Source organism: Echinicola jeungdonensis, assembly GCF_030409905.1.
GTDB lineage: Bacteria > Bacteroidota > Bacteroidia > Cytophagales > Cyclobacteriaceae > Echinicola > Echinicola jeungdonensis.
Map to the genome: position 1 here is coordinate 1 of NZ_JAUFQT010000013.1, position 15,104 is coordinate 15,104.

24 protein-coding genes and 2 pseudogenes are annotated in these 15,104 nt (G+C 38.9%); 14 read left to right on the top strand and 12 right to left on the bottom strand.

Features of this window, described 5'->3' with window-relative positions:
• Positions 1-189: 189 nt before the first annotated feature.
• The 9 genes from QWY93_RS19445 to QWY93_RS19480 all read right to left on the bottom strand — a co-directional run bounded on the left by QWY93_RS19445 (position 190) and on the right by QWY93_RS19480 (position 3,954).
• Complete coding sequence (locus tag QWY93_RS19445; RefSeq protein WP_290250097.1) at positions 190-519, bottom strand: hypothetical protein; 330 nt, start codon at positions 517-519, stop codon at positions 190-192.
• Positions 520-941: 422 nt separating this feature from the next.
• A complete protein-coding gene (locus tag QWY93_RS19450) occupies positions 942-1,154 on the bottom strand; it encodes a hypothetical protein (RefSeq protein WP_290249965.1) in 213 nt (70 codons plus the stop codon).
• Entirely contained in the window at positions 1,151-1,477 is a 327-nt protein-coding gene (locus QWY93_RS19455) for a transposase (RefSeq protein ID WP_290250099.1), read from the bottom strand. The genes QWY93_RS19450 and QWY93_RS19455 overlap by 4 nt, the downstream gene beginning before the upstream one ends.
• A gap of 329 nt (positions 1,478-1,806) precedes the next feature.
• Positions 1,807-2,052, bottom strand: coding sequence for a hypothetical protein (locus QWY93_RS19460; protein ID WP_290250101.1), 246 nt, complete (start codon positions 2,050-2,052; stop codon positions 1,807-1,809).
• On the bottom strand, positions 2,052-2,264 hold the full coding sequence (locus QWY93_RS19465) for a hypothetical protein (protein WP_290250103.1): 213 nt from the start codon (positions 2,262-2,264) through the stop codon (positions 2,052-2,054). The genes QWY93_RS19460 and QWY93_RS19465 overlap by 1 nt, the downstream gene beginning before the upstream one ends.
• A 175-nt stretch (positions 2,265-2,439) precedes the next feature.
• Entirely contained in the window at positions 2,440-2,661 is a 222-nt protein-coding gene (locus QWY93_RS20130; RefSeq protein WP_435380215.1) for a nucleoside deaminase, read from the bottom strand.
• A 37-nt stretch (positions 2,662-2,698) separates the two neighbouring features.
• Positions 2,699-2,839, bottom strand: coding sequence for a cytidine/deoxycytidylate deaminase family protein (locus QWY93_RS20135; RefSeq protein ID WP_435380209.1), 141 nt, complete (start codon positions 2,837-2,839; stop codon positions 2,699-2,701).
• A 637-nt stretch (positions 2,840-3,476) separates the two neighbouring features.
• Positions 3,477-3,683 carry a hypothetical protein gene (locus QWY93_RS19475; RefSeq protein WP_290250063.1) on the bottom strand — a complete coding sequence of 69 codons (207 nt, stop codon included), beginning with the start codon at positions 3,681-3,683 and terminating at the stop codon, positions 3,477-3,479.
• Entirely contained in the window at positions 3,676-3,954 is a 279-nt protein-coding gene (locus QWY93_RS19480) for a TlpA family protein disulfide reductase (protein ID WP_290250106.1), read from the bottom strand. Before QWY93_RS19480 ends, QWY93_RS19475 begins: the two co-directional genes overlap by 8 nt.
• A 383-nt stretch (positions 3,955-4,337) precedes the next feature.
• Between QWY93_RS19480 and QWY93_RS19485 the strand changes: the two genes are divergently transcribed.
• Entirely contained in the window at positions 4,338-4,568 is a 231-nt protein-coding gene (locus QWY93_RS19485) for a hypothetical protein (RefSeq protein WP_290250107.1), read from the top strand.
• 146 nt (positions 4,569-4,714) lie between these two features.
• Entirely contained in the window at positions 4,715-4,840 is a 126-nt protein-coding gene (locus tag QWY93_RS19490; RefSeq protein WP_290250109.1) for a hypothetical protein, read from the top strand.
• Positions 4,841-6,265: 1,425 nt separating this feature from the next.
• On the opposite strand, the pseudogene QWY93_RS19990 reads toward QWY93_RS19490, so the two are convergent.
• A pseudogene (locus tag QWY93_RS19990) lies at positions 6,266-7,374 on the bottom strand (cytochrome P450).
• Positions 7,375-7,671: 297 nt separating this feature from the next.
• Between QWY93_RS19990 and QWY93_RS19505 the strand changes: the two are divergent.
• Together QWY93_RS19505 and QWY93_RS20140 are read left to right on the top strand one after the other, a co-directional pair.
• Positions 7,672-8,091 (top strand): annotated as a pseudogene (locus tag QWY93_RS19505) (cytochrome P450); the annotation flags it as partial.
• A 28-nt stretch (positions 8,092-8,119) separates the two neighbouring features.
• Positions 8,120-8,719 (top strand): cytochrome P450, encoded by a 600-nt coding sequence (locus QWY93_RS20140; protein ID WP_290250130.1) that lies wholly within the window; start codon positions 8,120-8,122, stop codon positions 8,717-8,719.
• A 1,233-nt stretch (positions 8,720-9,952) separates the two neighbouring features.
• Here the strand turns inward: QWY93_RS20140 and QWY93_RS19515 are convergent.
• Positions 9,953-10,408 carry a hypothetical protein gene (locus tag QWY93_RS19515; RefSeq protein ID WP_290246183.1) on the bottom strand — a complete coding sequence of 152 codons (456 nt, stop codon included), beginning with the start codon at positions 10,406-10,408 and terminating at the stop codon, positions 9,953-9,955.
• A 130-nt stretch (positions 10,409-10,538) separates the two neighbouring features.
• Positions 10,539-10,661, bottom strand: coding sequence for a hypothetical protein (locus tag QWY93_RS19520; RefSeq protein WP_290246184.1), 123 nt, complete (start codon positions 10,659-10,661; stop codon positions 10,539-10,541).
• Between the two features lie 361 nt (positions 10,662-11,022).
• Between QWY93_RS19520 and QWY93_RS19525 the strand changes: the two genes are divergently transcribed.
• The 10 genes from QWY93_RS19525 to QWY93_RS19570 all read left to right on the top strand — a co-directional run bounded on the left by QWY93_RS19525 (position 11,023) and on the right by QWY93_RS19570 (position 14,884).
• Positions 11,023-11,526: a peroxiredoxin family protein gene (locus QWY93_RS19525; protein ID WP_290250111.1), complete on the top strand. Its 504-nt coding sequence runs from the start codon at positions 11,023-11,025 to the stop codon at positions 11,524-11,526.
• A 139-nt stretch (positions 11,527-11,665) separates the two neighbouring features.
• A complete protein-coding gene (locus QWY93_RS19530; protein ID WP_290250080.1) occupies positions 11,666-11,848 on the top strand; it encodes a hypothetical protein in 183 nt (60 codons plus the stop codon).
• A gap of 314 nt (positions 11,849-12,162) precedes the next feature.
• Positions 12,163-12,564 carry a nucleoside deaminase gene (locus QWY93_RS19535; RefSeq protein ID WP_435380214.1) on the top strand — a complete coding sequence of 134 codons (402 nt, stop codon included), beginning with the start codon at positions 12,163-12,165 and terminating at the stop codon, positions 12,562-12,564.
• 113 nt (positions 12,565-12,677) lie between these two features.
• Positions 12,678-12,896, top strand: coding sequence for a hypothetical protein (locus QWY93_RS19540; RefSeq protein WP_290250113.1), 219 nt, complete (start codon positions 12,678-12,680; stop codon positions 12,894-12,896).
• Positions 12,897-12,955: 59 nt separating this feature from the next.
• A complete protein-coding gene (locus tag QWY93_RS19545; RefSeq protein ID WP_290250114.1) occupies positions 12,956-13,087 on the top strand; it encodes a hypothetical protein in 132 nt (43 codons plus the stop codon).
• On the top strand, positions 13,078-13,203 hold the full coding sequence (locus QWY93_RS19550) for a hypothetical protein (protein ID WP_290249946.1): 126 nt from the start codon (positions 13,078-13,080) through the stop codon (positions 13,201-13,203). Before QWY93_RS19545 ends, QWY93_RS19550 begins: the two co-directional genes overlap by 10 nt.
• Positions 13,204-13,641: 438 nt before the next feature.
• Complete coding sequence (locus tag QWY93_RS19555; RefSeq protein ID WP_290250117.1) at positions 13,642-13,968, top strand: transposase; 327 nt, start codon at positions 13,642-13,644, stop codon at positions 13,966-13,968.
• A 73-nt stretch (positions 13,969-14,041) separates the two neighbouring features.
• Entirely contained in the window at positions 14,042-14,431 is a 390-nt protein-coding gene (locus QWY93_RS19560) for a hypothetical protein (RefSeq protein ID WP_290250119.1), read from the top strand.
• Positions 14,428-14,685 (top strand): hypothetical protein, encoded by a 258-nt coding sequence (locus QWY93_RS19565; RefSeq protein ID WP_290250122.1) that lies wholly within the window; start codon positions 14,428-14,430, stop codon positions 14,683-14,685. The genes QWY93_RS19560 and QWY93_RS19565 overlap by 4 nt, the downstream gene beginning before the upstream one ends.
• A 25-nt stretch (positions 14,686-14,710) precedes the next feature.
• A complete protein-coding gene (locus QWY93_RS19570) occupies positions 14,711-14,884 on the top strand; it encodes a hypothetical protein (RefSeq protein WP_290250124.1) in 174 nt (57 codons plus the stop codon).
• Positions 14,885-15,104: the final 220 nt, after the last annotated feature.

Here is a 15,104-nt window from a genome sequence, read left to right on the forward strand (position 1 = left end):
TACTTTGAAGTAAAATTCAGAGTACAATTTGTGTAAGGAAAAGTACAATTACTGAATTGAAGGGTTGATTTTTGGGGTGGTTTTGACAATTGGACACACCTGTCCTGTAATCCTTCTTTCCGGCGGTAGTTTTGTCAAGCAGCTTTGTTGATGGGCGGGGATTCCTGTTGGTTCTTCGTTTGGCAACTGCTACGGCGTTGGCTGCCATAATGCCGAACAGCACGGCCAGCTTTTCCCTTTTATCTCCTTTACTCGTATTTTAACCAGTCCATAGTGGTTTTTATGGTTGCCGAAAGCCCCTTCCATTGCCGTTGCCCTTTGTTTGGAGACTTCAGCACTCAGAATCTTTTCGGCTTTGTTGTGCGGTTTGGGGCCTTTTTTGGGGAAGCGGTGAATATGTCTTTGGAGGTACAATACTTTCTGTTGGCATTGGTGGCATAAATCCGGTCGGCACCCAGCTGGGAAGTCTGTCCGAAAATCCGGGTATGTTTTACCGTGGATATTTTCAAACGGGTACATTCATTGAAGTTGTTGAAGTCCAGTTTATCGATAAATGATAGCCCGCCTGTCTGAAGGATATGGCTTTCATACCGAACTCCACAGGTTTGTTTTCCTTCCCCGGACGATCGGCCGGAGATAAGGTTTATGGAGGGAAACGATGCGGTCCTTAAGTTCGGAGGGAGGATTTTCCAACAAAAACTGCTGCTGGACCAAGACTTTTTTGATGGTCTTCAGACAGGCAAAGTCATTTGGTTTAAGCCCCGCCCCTTGATAAAAGTCTAGGATCTCTTGTAACTGGCCAAGTCCTTTTCCAACAGGAAGACCAGGGATTTTTTCCTTTTGAGGGTTTCCTTAAAGGATTTGCGTCTTTTACGGAAGTAGCCAAGCTGTTTGGCCTTCTGCTCCCTGTATTTGACCGGGGCCTTTTTATGCCCAATTGTTTACATTTTTGAACAGTTGCTTTTCAAACACCCACTGGCAGCATTCCCAGAGTAGTTTGGGGTCGGTGGGAAACGGACATAACTTTCATAACAGGTGGCATCCATTAATAAGACGTGGCTGTTGTCCACATCCTGTTTCCAGTGATCCATTAGTACCTCTTGGATCTGTTCCCAGTGGCAATGTTCCTCGATGTAGGCCCTGATCCGTGTCATAATGGTAAGGTCCCGGATCTGTGGTCTGCTGCCAATACTTTCCCGCAGAAATACTGAAGGCTCCAGTCGGTATTGAAACGCTCTATCAATTGGCGGTCTGAGGTATTCAGGTAGGCTTTCAAAAACATCAGGGCAAACATGCCCTTGGCACCGAACCACCTTGGGGCACCAGGCCCCTGCAGCTTTTCAGGAACAAGGCTCGAAAGCTTTTCCCATGGCAGGCTGTCATGGATCTGGCCAAGCAAGGAATTCTTGAAAAAGTGATACTTTGGAGAGTATCCGTCAAAGTCTTTGAAAATAGGGAGCTGTATGGTATCTTTCATAGTATTTTTGTCTGCAAACAAAAAATACGAAAAAGAAAACCCCGGAAAAAGCCCTTTTGGACGATTTTCGGGGTTTTTGAGTTATTTTTTCGCAACCCTGTTTATAAGAGTCAGTGATTTAGCTAATTAACAAGAAGCCCTATAGAAAAGGTGGTTTGTGCGGACACAAACCACCTTTTTTTACTTATTCCAAAGTCAAAATACAGCCGGAATATTTTCATTTCCATTGAATATTTCACCTTGGAATATGCAGCCTTCCTTCCTGTAAATAAGATATTCGATTCCATTTTGGTCACCGTAATCTATAAGAAAAGAGTATTATGGAATACCTAATCCATGGATTCAGGATTGTATTCCAAATCGTAATCGATCATGGTGGAATCCTCCTCAAGCATGGATGGAACCTCATCCCTTCCAATAACTTCTCTGCGTTCCAGCTCAATTATTACGTCCATTTGCTGGGAAAGGAGGCATCCTCCTCTCGAAGCTGTTAAATTCTTCAAGGAGTTCTTCATCACTAAAAGATTCATACCTTTTGATTCTTTCTCCTTGATTTTTTGTTTTTTCTCTGCCATCAAAGCTTCTTCTCTTTTTCTAATCGGCTTTCACCGGATTTAATGAATTTGGTACCTTTTTCAGAGCCATAAAAAGGCGCATCTTCCACCAGGATTTCCTCCTGTGTCCCATCAATATGAACCACGGTAAGGGTGTCAAATTTTTCCATGGAATATTCATCCCGGATTCTTTGTCCAGACTTTTTCCTCTTGATATTCAAACTGATCCTCATTTGATGACGAGCATGCCACCAAAATGATAAGAGATATAATTATTAATATGTTCCTAGTATTCATAATCATAAGGTTTGGTTACTGATTTAATTAAAATGGATTCAGTATATTTTCTTATCTGTTTGTCGATCCACATTTGGAATACCTCCTTAGCTCCATTTTGTTTAAAATGGATCATGGGTATTTTCCTGTTTTCAGGGGCAATCGGGAGTCCTGATAAATAAAATCATCATCAAACCCAGCATTGGCGGCATCCTTTCTGGTATTGGCAAAAAATACGCGCTTAGGTCTTGCCCAATAAATGGCTCCCAGGCACATAGGGCAAGGTTCACAGGAGGAATAAACCTCACAGTCTTCAAGCTGAAAATGTCCAAGTGATTTGCAGGCATCCCGGATGCCATGATCTCCGCATGAGCAGTTGGGTCATTGGTACTTAGGACACTATTGTTTCCTTTTCAATGACGACCCCCTCTTTTACAACAATACAGCCAAACGGGCCTCCCTTTCCGGAACTCATTCCTTCTTTTGCCAGGGAAATTGCCATTTCCATAAAGGTTCGTTGCTGTTCAGTCATTTGCTTATAATCGGTTTGTTTCCATAATATTAAAAGCCTTTCAAAAGCAATTCAAAACCTCAGGCTTCCTTTATGAAAATAACCATATGATGGTAAATGAAAAAATAAAAAGAGATAAATATCCGCAGAATTAAAGATTTTAGGAGCTAAAGGAATTAAATCGCCTTTTTTCTGAAAATTCAAAGCAAATGGATAAGTTGTTAGTTTTGCAAGTCTATGTTAAAATTTAAAGTCCTTGGAAAAAAGCATTTATAGGCATTGCAAGCTTGATAGTATAATTCTCCTGGGATTTTAAAAGTCCCCTTTTGGGCTTTTTTACCAAAAATTTCACAGTGAATTGATTAGAAAATACTTGCAAAGGCTGATCTTCTCCAATCATTTGAAAGTTTTTGGGGCAGAAAACTGAGCAGAGTCAATTTGAAAAGATGCTGGCCATTCTATGGTAATCCGGGTTGGAATAAAATGGGGTCATTCACTTCATCTGCCTGAATGTGCATTCCATTTTGAATGGCAAAAAACCAACTCTAGCTGTTGATTATTTTCTTTTAAGGTAATTTGCTCATTAATCAGTTTTACCCAGTGTTTTTCTTGTCCATTTGCTGGAAGGGTGATCCCAATCAGTAGGAGTATCCCAATACTAATTTTCAGACAATAGCTCATCAAGTTTAGCTTTAAGCCCCAAAAGTTTTGCGTCAAAATTCTTAGAATCCAGCAAGGACATATATTGGATATTTCCCTCCAGATCAACTAATATATTGGAGGCAAGCATTACTTCATCCCGGGCCAAGTCGGGCAATACGTCCTCAGGGGCAAAACTTGCCGCCACAGTCCCATCTTCATCCAATATTACCGGAAGCTAAATTGAAACGGTCTTGCAGTTTTTCTTTTACCAGGGAAGCAGGTTCTTTCACATCGATAATGAGGACTTTGACATTTTTATTTCTGTAATTCTGGGCTAGCTCTTCAAGATAGGGAGCTTCGGCATTGCAAAACGGACACCAGGTAGTAGCAATATGGATGACCAAATAGCCGCCTTTGAAATCTTCAGAGGAAATAGTATTGCCTTCCAGATCCACTAATGTGAAATCCGGAAGTTCCATTCCCTTGGAGTCCATTGATTCGGTCTGGCCTTGTGCCCATAAAGGCAGACTAATCAAATAAAGGACTAATATGGATATTTATAATTCATTGATGTATAGCGTTTTATGTCTGTAAATATAATCAATATTTAAATGATTTTCTGGATTTCAATGATCTTCAAACCGGAAAAACCTGTTGAAATAATGAATAGAGAAATTTATTAGGAGATCAAGTTAAATTTCTTTTTGAACCGATATAATGATAATAATATTTTATTCTATAAAACATTGAAATACAGTTATTTAAACTTTGTTTTATTTGATTAGGGGGTAAAAGAATTAATTTGATAATACTTAAAAACCTGCTGGTATTAAAAATTCGTATCCATATTTTCATTAAAAATTAACCCAAAACAACCATGAAAGGCTTAGTTATTTTCCTAACAGCTTCAATTTCGCTGTTTATTTTGGCTTGTTCTGAGATTGAAGAAGAAGCAGCGTATGTGGGTGTTCCAAAATTTCTTTGGGTTCTTATGAATAGGGGAATTTGGCTGATGAATGGGCTCGTAAAGGTGGTACCCAAAACAGTCAACCAGTTTTTGCCTTTTCTGATCCAAGTAGCCCTGTGGAAGGGTCTTCAGCCGGTCTAATAAGGGGCCAAAGGGAATTTCAATGAGTTTGCATGCAGAGGAACTTATAGCGGGGATGCTTATACCATCTGGTTTGTAATATTCAATGCCCTGAAAATTGTGCCACCAGTCCATGCGGTGAACCAGACATTTTTAATCCTGAAACCATGACAGATGTTTCCTTTGGAGGAGGAAATATCGCAGGAAATTCCTCTATAACCATAAGTGGCCATAAAAAAGTAGGAGACTTGTCTGGATCTGCTATGCCTTTTTTAATGACTTGTTGGGATTAGATATTCCGATATTCGGCTTAATAGACCCTTGGGGTGCAGAAGTGCATTTGTGCTTCGAAGTCATGGTCCAAAAGTACCTGCTAATATGCCGGATTTAATCAATTCATTTGATGGAGGATGTACCACTTTTCTCGATGCTGGTCAGGTTACTGATGACCCTGGAGAATGTGCCGATTCCCATTTCGCTATTTTTCAACCTTAAAAAACATTTTGTCTTAAGGGCGGGCAAAAAAGCTCGCCTTTTTTTACCCATTTCAAATTGAAAAAAGTGGTTTCTATTTCTAATACTGATTGAATTCCCTATTTCTTCAAAAGTGTGAAATTATTCACCTTAAGTAGGGGCTAATATGAGGTAGAAGATACCGGCGGTGTATTTGATAGGGATTATTCCATCTTTTCCTGAAGCGTTAGAAAAAATAACAGGGTTATCTGAACTTTGGTTATTCATGGAAGCCTAATGTGAATCGCTTTCAGAATTCTACCTTAGCTAGGTAATCAAAGAGAATTATTGTGTACACTCAGTTGACAGATGAATTGATGTCCAATTATCAAATGTAAATTTTAATAACAGTAAATCTATAAAATTCGATTCCGGCAATTACCAACTGAAGTTTTCTTGTGACCAATTTATTCACTAACTTGATTAAGTTGAGTAATAAAGAAAATCATAATCCCAAGATCAGCTTATAAGGATTAATGATAAAATGAGAGGTCACCTAAATCTCCATCAGTAGCAACAGCTGCTGGATATTCTTCCCGGTGTAATGATCTCGTGCATACCAATTTGAATTTTACAATCCCCAATTTAAGATATGGATTAGTGAAGGTGATTTTCCACTAATTGAGGATACATACAATGGCTCCATTGGAAAAGAAAGCCCTTTCCAAAAGCTTTAAGTAAAGCTTCCTTTCTTGTCTAAAATTGAATAAATATTCCGGTCTTTTTCCTGAGTAATTCCTTTATTAACCTGATTTCCCTCTTTAAAAAAAAATTACGGATAAAATGATCATAAGAAACATCATGTCGAATTTGCTCAATTTCGATCCTAAATTCCGATTTTAGAAAAATCTAAAAGGGCTTTGTTGCTGGAATGTGATAGATCGAAATTGATGTTTTCCCAACCAATTTCTGGTCTTAATTGGGGTTTCCATATTTAATAATCAAATTGAATTTGATCGGGTTTTATCTCTATATAAAAGCCCAAGATTTGACGTAACAATCCACGTGCAGCAATTGATTGGATTTTATTTTTTCAAAATGAAGCCTTCCAACCTTTTCAAGCTCCTCAATAGAAAGTATTGATGTTAAATATTTTCTTTGCCTTCACCTAAATCAAGGGAGAATCGCCAAATATGAACCGTGCCTTTAGGGGGTGACATAATTGGAATCGAATGTTGTCAATGAACTAGATGTTTGGTCATATTTTACTTTCTTTTTTCTAGTTGCATCAGTATCCCATTTTTGGGTCTGAGGTTTAATAATTGGGCCATTTCCACCACTTGATCCGGCACCAATTTTAGCCGCCAAAATTGAGAGATTGAAGCGATAACCATAACCCCCTCTAACCAGGCATAATGCTGACCAATACATGAACGTGGACCTTCACTGAATGGAAAATACTCATATTTTGATTTTTGTCGATTAGTGGAAGGTGCCCAAGATTGAGGATTGAACTTCATGGGGTCTTTATGAAACCTTGAATCGTGATGTATCAGGTAAGGGCTCATCAAGACAATGGTTCCCTTAGGAATGAAATAATCGCCGATTGTTAAATTTGAACGGGCTTCTCGGACGATAACATAAATAGGGGGGTATAACCGCATTGCTTCTGTGAAAACCATTTGGTAAATTTCAACTTTGGATAATCATCCAAAGTAGGTTGCCGACCTTGTAATACTTGGTCGACTTCTTCATGTAATTCTTCCTCAGCTAGTGGATTTTGCGAAAGGAGGTACCAGGTCCAGGTAAGAGCAAGGGAAGTAGTGTCAAATGCGGTGAGTAATAGAGTAAGGGCTTCATCCCGGATTTCTCATTGCTGATCCCACGATCTTTTTTATTTGTTTCTTGGGCTAAAAGTAGCAGGGAAAGTAAATCACCTTGTCTAATTTAGTTTTCCGGCGCTCTTCAATAATTTTATAAATGATTTTATCCAATCGACTTTTTGCTTTAAAAATCTAATAGAGCCTGGAAGAGGAAGCTTAAGCAAATATTCCGCAAATGGAAGGGTTACCCTTCCAAAAATATCCATTATAGATTCAAATTCCTGATTAATTTCTGCAGCTTCTTCTTCTAAATCAACACCAAACATGGTCTTTCCAGCAATTCCGGTACTCATTCTGACCATTTCTTTAAAAATATCCACCGATGTCCCATTTTTCCAGCCGTTCATTAACCTTGAGGCAAATTCTGACATGACAGGGGAATAAATGTCCATCATTTTCCGGTGAAATGCCGGTTGCATTATTCGCGAATGGTGCTTATGAAAATCCCCTTCACTAGTAAGCAATCCCTCTCCTAATAGTTCTTTTGCCATTTTTAGGGGCCTACCTTTGACGAAATTATCCTGTGTGTGGAAAGCACTTCTTTGATAAAGTCGGGTGATTTAACAGTAAAATTCGAAGATGTCCTATTTTAAATTGAGCAATATCTCCATATTGCTCAATTTAAAATAGGACATCTTCGAATTTTACTGTTAAATCACCCGGACTTTATCAAAGAAGTGCTTTCCACACAACAGGATAATTTCGTCAAAGGTAGGCCCCTAAAAAATGGCAAAAGAACTATTAGGAGAGGGATTGCTTACTAGTGAGGGGATTTTCATAAGCACCATTCGCGAATAATGCAACCGGCATTTCACCGGAAAATGATGGACATTTATTCCCCTGTCATGTCAGAATTTGCCTCAAGGTTAATGAACGGCTGGAAAAATGGGACATCGGTGGATATTTTTAAAGAAATGGTCAGAATGAGTACCGGAATTGCTGGAAAGACCATGTTTGGTGTTGATTTAGAAGAAGAAGCTGCAGAAATTAATCAGGAATTTGAATCTATAATGGATATTTTTGGAAGGGTAACCCTTCCATTTGCGGAATATTTGCTTAAGCTTCCTCTTCCAGGCTCTATTAGATTTTTAAAGCAAAAAGTCGATTGGATAAAATCATTTATAAAATTATTGAAGAGCGCCGGAAAAACTAAATTAGACAAAGGTGATTTACTTTCCCTGCTACTTTTAGCCCAAGAAACAAAATAAAAAAGATCGTGGGATCAGCAATGAGGAAATCCGGGATGAAGCCCTTACTCTATTACTCACCGCATTTGACACTACTTCCCTTGCTCTTACCTGGACCTGGTACCTCCTTTCGCAAAATCCACTAGCTGAGGAAGAATTACATGAAGAAGTCGACCAAGTATTACAAGGTCGGCAACCTACTTTGGATGATTATCCAAAGTTGAAATTTACCAAAATGGTTTTCACAGAAGCAATGCGGTTATACCCCCCTATTTATGTTATCGTCCGAGAAGCCCGTTCAAATTTAACAATCGGCGATTATTTCATTCCTAAGGGAACCATTGTCTTGATGAGCCCTTACCTGATACATCACGATTCAAGGTTTCATAAAGACCCCATGAAGTTCAATCCTCAATCTTGGCACCTTCCACTAATCGACAAAAATCAAAATATGAGTATTTTCCATTCAGTGAAGGTCCACGTTCATGTATTGGTCAGCATATGCCTGGTTAGAGGGGTTATGGTTATCGCTTCAATCTCTCAATTTTGGCGGCTAAAATTGGTGCCGGATCAAGTGGTGGAAATGGCCCAATTATTAAACCTCAGACCCAAAAATGGGATACTGATGCAACTAGAAAAAAGAAAGTAAAATATGACCAAACATCTAGTTCATTGACAACATTCGATTCCAATTATGTCACCCCCTAAAGGCACGGTTCATATTTGGCGATTCTCCCTTGATTTAGGTGAAGGCAAAGAAAATATTTAACATCAATACTTTCTATTGAGGAGCTTGAAAAGGTTGGAAGGCTTCATTTTGAAAAAAATAAAATCCAATCAATTGCTGCACGTGGATTGTTACGTCAAATCTTGGGCTTTTATATAGAGATAAAACCCGATCAAATTCAATTTGATTATTAAATATGGGAAACCCCAATTAAGACCAGAAATTGGTTGGGAAAACATCAATTTCGATCTATCACATTCCAGCAACAAAGCCTTTTAGATTTTTCTAAAAATCGGAATGTTAGGATCGAAATTGAGCAAATTCGACATGATGTTTCTTATGATCATTTTATCCGTAATTTTTTTTTAAAGAGGGAAATCAGGTTAATAAAGGAAATTACTCAGGAAAAAAGACCGGAAATATTTATTCAATTTTAGACAAGAAAGGAAGCTTTACTTAAAGCTTTTGGGAAAGGGCTTTCTTTTCCAATGGAGCCATTGTATGTATCCTCAATTAGTGGAAAATCACCTTCACTAATCCATATCTTAAATTGGGATTGTAAAATTCAAATTGGTATGCACGAGATCATTACACCGGGAAAGAATATCCAGCAGCTGTTGCTACTGATGGAGGATTTAGGTGACCTCTCATTTTATCATTAATCCTTATAAGCTGATCTTGGGATTATGATTTTCTTTATTACTCAACTTAATCAAGTTAGTGAGATAAAATTGGTCACAAGAAAACTTCCAGTTGGTAATTGCCGGAATCGAATTTTATAGATTTACTGTTATTAAAAATTACATTTGATAATTGGACATCAATTCATCTGTCAACTGAGTGTACACAATAATTCTCTTTGATTACCTAGCTAAGGTAGAATTCTGAAAGCGATTCACATTAGGCTTCCATGAATAACCAAAAGTTCAGATAAACCTGTTATTTTTCTAACGCTTCAGGAAAAGATGGAATAATCCCTATCAAATACACCGCCGGTATCTTCTACCTCATATTAGCCCCTACTTAAGGTGAATAATTTCACACTTTGAAGAAATAGGGAATTCAATCAGTATTAGAAATAGAAACCACTTTTTTCAATTTGAAATGGGTAAAAAAAGGCGAGCTTTTTTGCCCGCCCTTAAGACAAAATGTTTTTTAAGGTTGAAAAATAGCGAAATGGGAATCGGCACATTCTCCAGGGTCATCAGTAACCTGACCAGCATCGAGAAAAGTGGTACATCCTCCATCAAATGAATTGATTAAATCCGGCATATTAGCAGGTACTTTTGGACCATGACTTCGAAGCACCAAATGCACTTCTGCACCCCAAGGGTCTATTAAGCCGAATATCGGAATATCTAATCCCAACAAGTCATTAAAAAAAGGCATAGCAGATCCAGACAAGTCTCCTACTTTTTTATGGCCACTTATGGTTATAGAGGAATTTCCTGCGATATTTCCTCCTCCAAAGGAAACATCTGTCATGGTTTCAGGATTAAAAATGTCTGGTTCACCGCATGGACTGGTGGCACAATTTTCAGGGGCATTGAATATTACAAACCAGATGGTATAAGCATTCCCCGCTATAAGTTCCTCTGCATGCAAACTCATTGAAATTCCCTTTGCCCCTTATTAGACCGGCTGAAGACCCTTCCACAGGGCTACTTGGATCAGAAAAGGCAAAAACTGGTTGACTGTTTTGGGTACCACCTTTACGAGCCCATTCATCAGCCAAATTCCCCTATTCATAAGAACCCAAAGAAATTTTGGGAACACCCACATACGCTGCTTCTTCTTCAATCTCAGAACAAGCCAAAATAAACAGCGAAATTGAAGCTGTTAGGAAAATAACTAAGCCTTTCATGGTTGTTTGGGTTAATTTTAAATGAAAATATGGATACGAATTTTTAATACCAGCAGGTTTTTAAGTATTATCAAAATTAATTCTTTTACCCCCCTAATCAAATAAAACAAAGTTTAAATAACTGTATTTCAATGTTTTATAGAATAAAATATTATTATCATTATATCGGTTCAAAAAGAAATTTAACTTGATCTCCTAATAAATTTCTCTATTCATTATTTCAACAGGTTTTTCCGGTTTGAAGATCATTGAAATCCAGAAAAATCATTTAAATATTGATTATATTTACAGACATAAAACGCTATACATCAATGAATTATAAAATATCCATATTAGTCCTTTATTTGATTAGTCTGCCTTTATGGGCACAAGGCCAGACCGAATCAATGGACTCCAAGGGAATGGAACTTCGGATTTCACATTAGTGGATCTGGAAGGCAATACTATTTCCTCTGAAGATTTCAAAGGCGGCTATTTGGTCATCCATATTGCTACTACCTGGTGTCCGTTTTGCAATGCCGAAGCTCCCTATCTTGAAGAGCTAGCCCAGAATTACAGAAATAAAAATGTCAAAGTCCTCATTATCGATGTGAAAGAACCTGCTTCCCTGGTAAAAAGAAAAACTGCAAGACCGTTTCAATTTAGCTTCCCGGTAATATTGGATGAAGATGGGACTGTGGCGGCAAGTTTTGCCCCTGAGGACGTATTGCCCGACTTGGCCCGGGATGAAGTAATGCTTGCCTCCAATATATTAGTTGATCTGGAGGGAAATATCCAATATATGTCCTTGCTGGATTCTAAGAATTTTGACGCAAAACTTTTGGGGCTTAAAGCTAAACTTGATGAGCTATTGTCTGAAAATTAGTATTGGGATACTCCTACTGATTGGGATCACCCTTCCAGCAAATGGACAAGAAAAAACACTGGGTAAAACTGATTAATGAGCAAATTACCTTAAAGAAAATAATCAACAGCTAGAGTTGGTTTTTGCCATTCAAAATGGAATGCACATTCAGGCAGATGAAGTGAATGACCCCAATTTTATTCCAACCCGGATTACCATAGAATGGCCAGCATCTTTTCAAATTGACTCTGCTCAGTTTTCTGCCCCAAAAACTTTCAAAATGATTGGAGAAGATCAGCCTTTGCAAGTATTTTCTAATCAATTCACTGTGAATTTTTGGTAAAAAAAGCCAAAAGGGGACTTTAAAATCCCAGGAGAATTATACTATCAAGCTTGCAATGCCTATAAATGCTTTTTTCCAAGGACTTTAAATTTTAACATAGACTTGCAAAACTAACAACTTATCCATTTGCTTTGAATTTTCAGAAAAAAGGCGATTTAATTCCTTTAGCTCCTAAAATCTTTAATTCTGCGGATATTTATCTCTTTTATTTTTCATTTTACCAATCATATGGTTATTTTCATAAAGGAAGCCTGAGGTTTTGAATTGCTTTTGAAAGGCTTTTAATATTATGGAAACAAACCGATTATAAGCAAATGACTGAACAGCAACGAACCTTTATGGAAATGGCAATTTCCCTGGCAAAAGAAGGAATGAGTTCCGGAAAGGGAGGCCCGTTTGGCTGTATTGTTGTAAAAGAGGGGGTCGTCATTGGAAAAGGAAACAATAGTGTCCTAAGTACCAATGACCCAACTGCTCATGCGGAGATCATGGCCATCCGGGATGCCTGCAAATCACTTGGACATTTTCAGCTTGAAGACTGTGAGGTTTATTCCTCCTGTGAACCTTGCCCTATGTGCCTGGGAGCCATTTATTGGGCAAGACCTAAGCGCGTATTTTTGCCAATACCAGAAAGGATGCCGCCAATGCTGGGTTTGATGATGATTTTATTTATCAGGAACTCCCGATTGCCCCTGAAAACAGGAAAATACCCATGATCCATTTTAAACAAAATGGAGCTAAGGAGGTATTCCAAATGTGGATCGACAAACCAGATAAGAAAATATACTGAATCCATTTTAATTAAATCAGTAACCAAAACCTTATGATTATGAATACTAGGAACATATTAATAATTATATCTCTTATCATTTTGGTGGCATGCTCGTCATCAAATGAGGATCAGTTTGAATATCAAGAGGAAAAAGTCTTGGACAAAGAATCCGGGGATGAATATTCCATGGAAAAATTTGACACCCTTACCGTGGTTCATATTGATGGGACACAGGAGGAAATCCTGGTGGAAGATGCGCCTTTTTTATGGCTCTGAAAAAGGTACCAAATTCATTAAACCGGTGAAAGCCGATTAGAAAAAGAGAAGAAGCTTTGATGGCAGAGAAAAAACAAAAAATCAAGGAGGAAAGAATCAAAAGGTATGAATCTTTTAGTGATGAAGAACTCTTGAAGAATTTAACAGGCTTCGAGAGGAGGATGCCTCCTTTTCCCAGCAAATGGACGTAATAATTGAGCTGGAACGCAGAGAAGTTATTGGAAGGGATGAGGTTCCATCCATGCTTGAGGAGGATTCCACCATGATCGATTACGATTTGGAATACAATCCTGAATCCATGGATTAGGTATTCCATAATACTCTTTTCTTATAGATTACGGTGACCAAAATGGAATCGAATATCTTATTTTACAGGAAGGAAGGCTGCATATTCCAAGGTGAAATATTCAATGGAAATGAAAAATATTCCGGCTGTATTTTGACTTTGGAATAAGTAAAAAAAGGTGGTTTGTGTCCGCACAAACCACCTTTCTATAGGGCTTCTTGTTAATTAGCTAAAATCACTGACTCTTAATAAACAGGGTTGCGAAAAAATAACTCAAAAACCCCGAAAATCGTCCAAAAGGGCTTTTCCGGGGTTTTCTTTTTCGTATTTTTTGTTTGCAGACAAAAATACTATGAAAGATACCATACAGCTCCCTATTTTCAAAGACTTTGACGGATACTCTCCAAAGTATCACTTTTTCAAGAATTCCTTGCTTGGCCAGATCCATGACAGCCTGCCATGGAAAAGCTTTCGAGCCTTGTTCCTGAAAAGCTGCAGGGGCTGGTGCCCCAAGGTGGTTCGGTGCCAAAGGGCAATGGTTTTTGCCCTGATGTTTTGAAAGCCTACCTGAATACCTCAGACCGCCAATTGATAGAGCGTTTCAATACCGACTGGAGCCTTCAGTATTTCTGCGGGAAAGTATTGGCAGCAGACCAACAGATCCGGGACCTTACCATTATGACACGGATCAGGGCCTACATCGAGGAACATTGCCACTGGGAACAGATCCAAGAGGTACTAATGGATCACTGGAAACAGGATGTGGACAACAGCCACGTCTTATAATGGATGCCACCTGTTATGAAAGTTATGTCCGTTTCCCCACCGACCCAAACTACTCTGGGAATGCTGCCAGTGGGTGTTTGAAAAGCAACTGTTCAAAAAATGTAAAACAATTGGGCATAAAAAGGCCCGGTCAAAATACAGGGAGCAGAAGGCCAAACAGCTTGGCTACTTCCGTAAAAGACGCAAATCCTTTAAGGAAACCCTCAAAAGGAAAAAATCCCTGGTCTTCCTGTTGGAAAAAGGACTTGGCCAGTTACAAGAGATCCTAGACTTTTATCAAGGGGCGGGGCTTAAACCAAATGACTTTGCCTGTCTGAAGACCATCAAAAAAGTCTTGGTCCAGCAGCAGTTTTTGTTGGAAAATCCTCCCTCCGAACTTAAGGACCGCATCGTTTCCCTCCATAAACCTTATCTCCGCCGATCGTCCGGGGAAAGGAAAACAAACCTGTGGAGTTCGGTATGAAAGCCCATATCCTTCAGACAGGCGGGCTATCATTTATCGATAAACTGGACTTCAACAACTTCAATGAATGTACCCGGTTGAAAATATCCACGGTAAAACATACCCGGATTTTCGGACAGACTTCCCAGCTGGGTGCCGACCGGATTTATGCCACCAATGCCAACAGAAAGTATTGTACCTCCAAAGACATATTCACCGGCTTCCCCAAAAAGGCCCAAACCGCACAACAAAGCCGAAAAGATTCTGAGTGCTGAAGTCTCCAAACAAAGGGCAACGGCAATGGAAGGGGCTTTCGGCAACCATAAAAACCACTATGGACTGGTTAAAATACGAGTAAAGGGAGATAAAAGGGAAAAGCTGGCCGTGCTGTTCGGCATTATGGCAGCCAACGCCGTAGCAGTTGCCAAACGAAGAAACCAACAGGAATCCCCGCCCATCAACAAAGCTGCTTGACAAAAAACTACCGCCGGAAAGAAGGATTACAGGACAGGTGTGTCCAATTGTCAAAACCACCCCAAAAATCAACCCCTTCAATTCAGTAATTGTACTTTTCCTTACACAAATTGTACTCTGAATTTTACTTCAAAGTACCCTAAAAACAAATTAACCTTTTAGTTAAGTCACTAAAAGGTTAATTATGTCTATTTCCCAAAGAGGCCTCTATATCAACCAC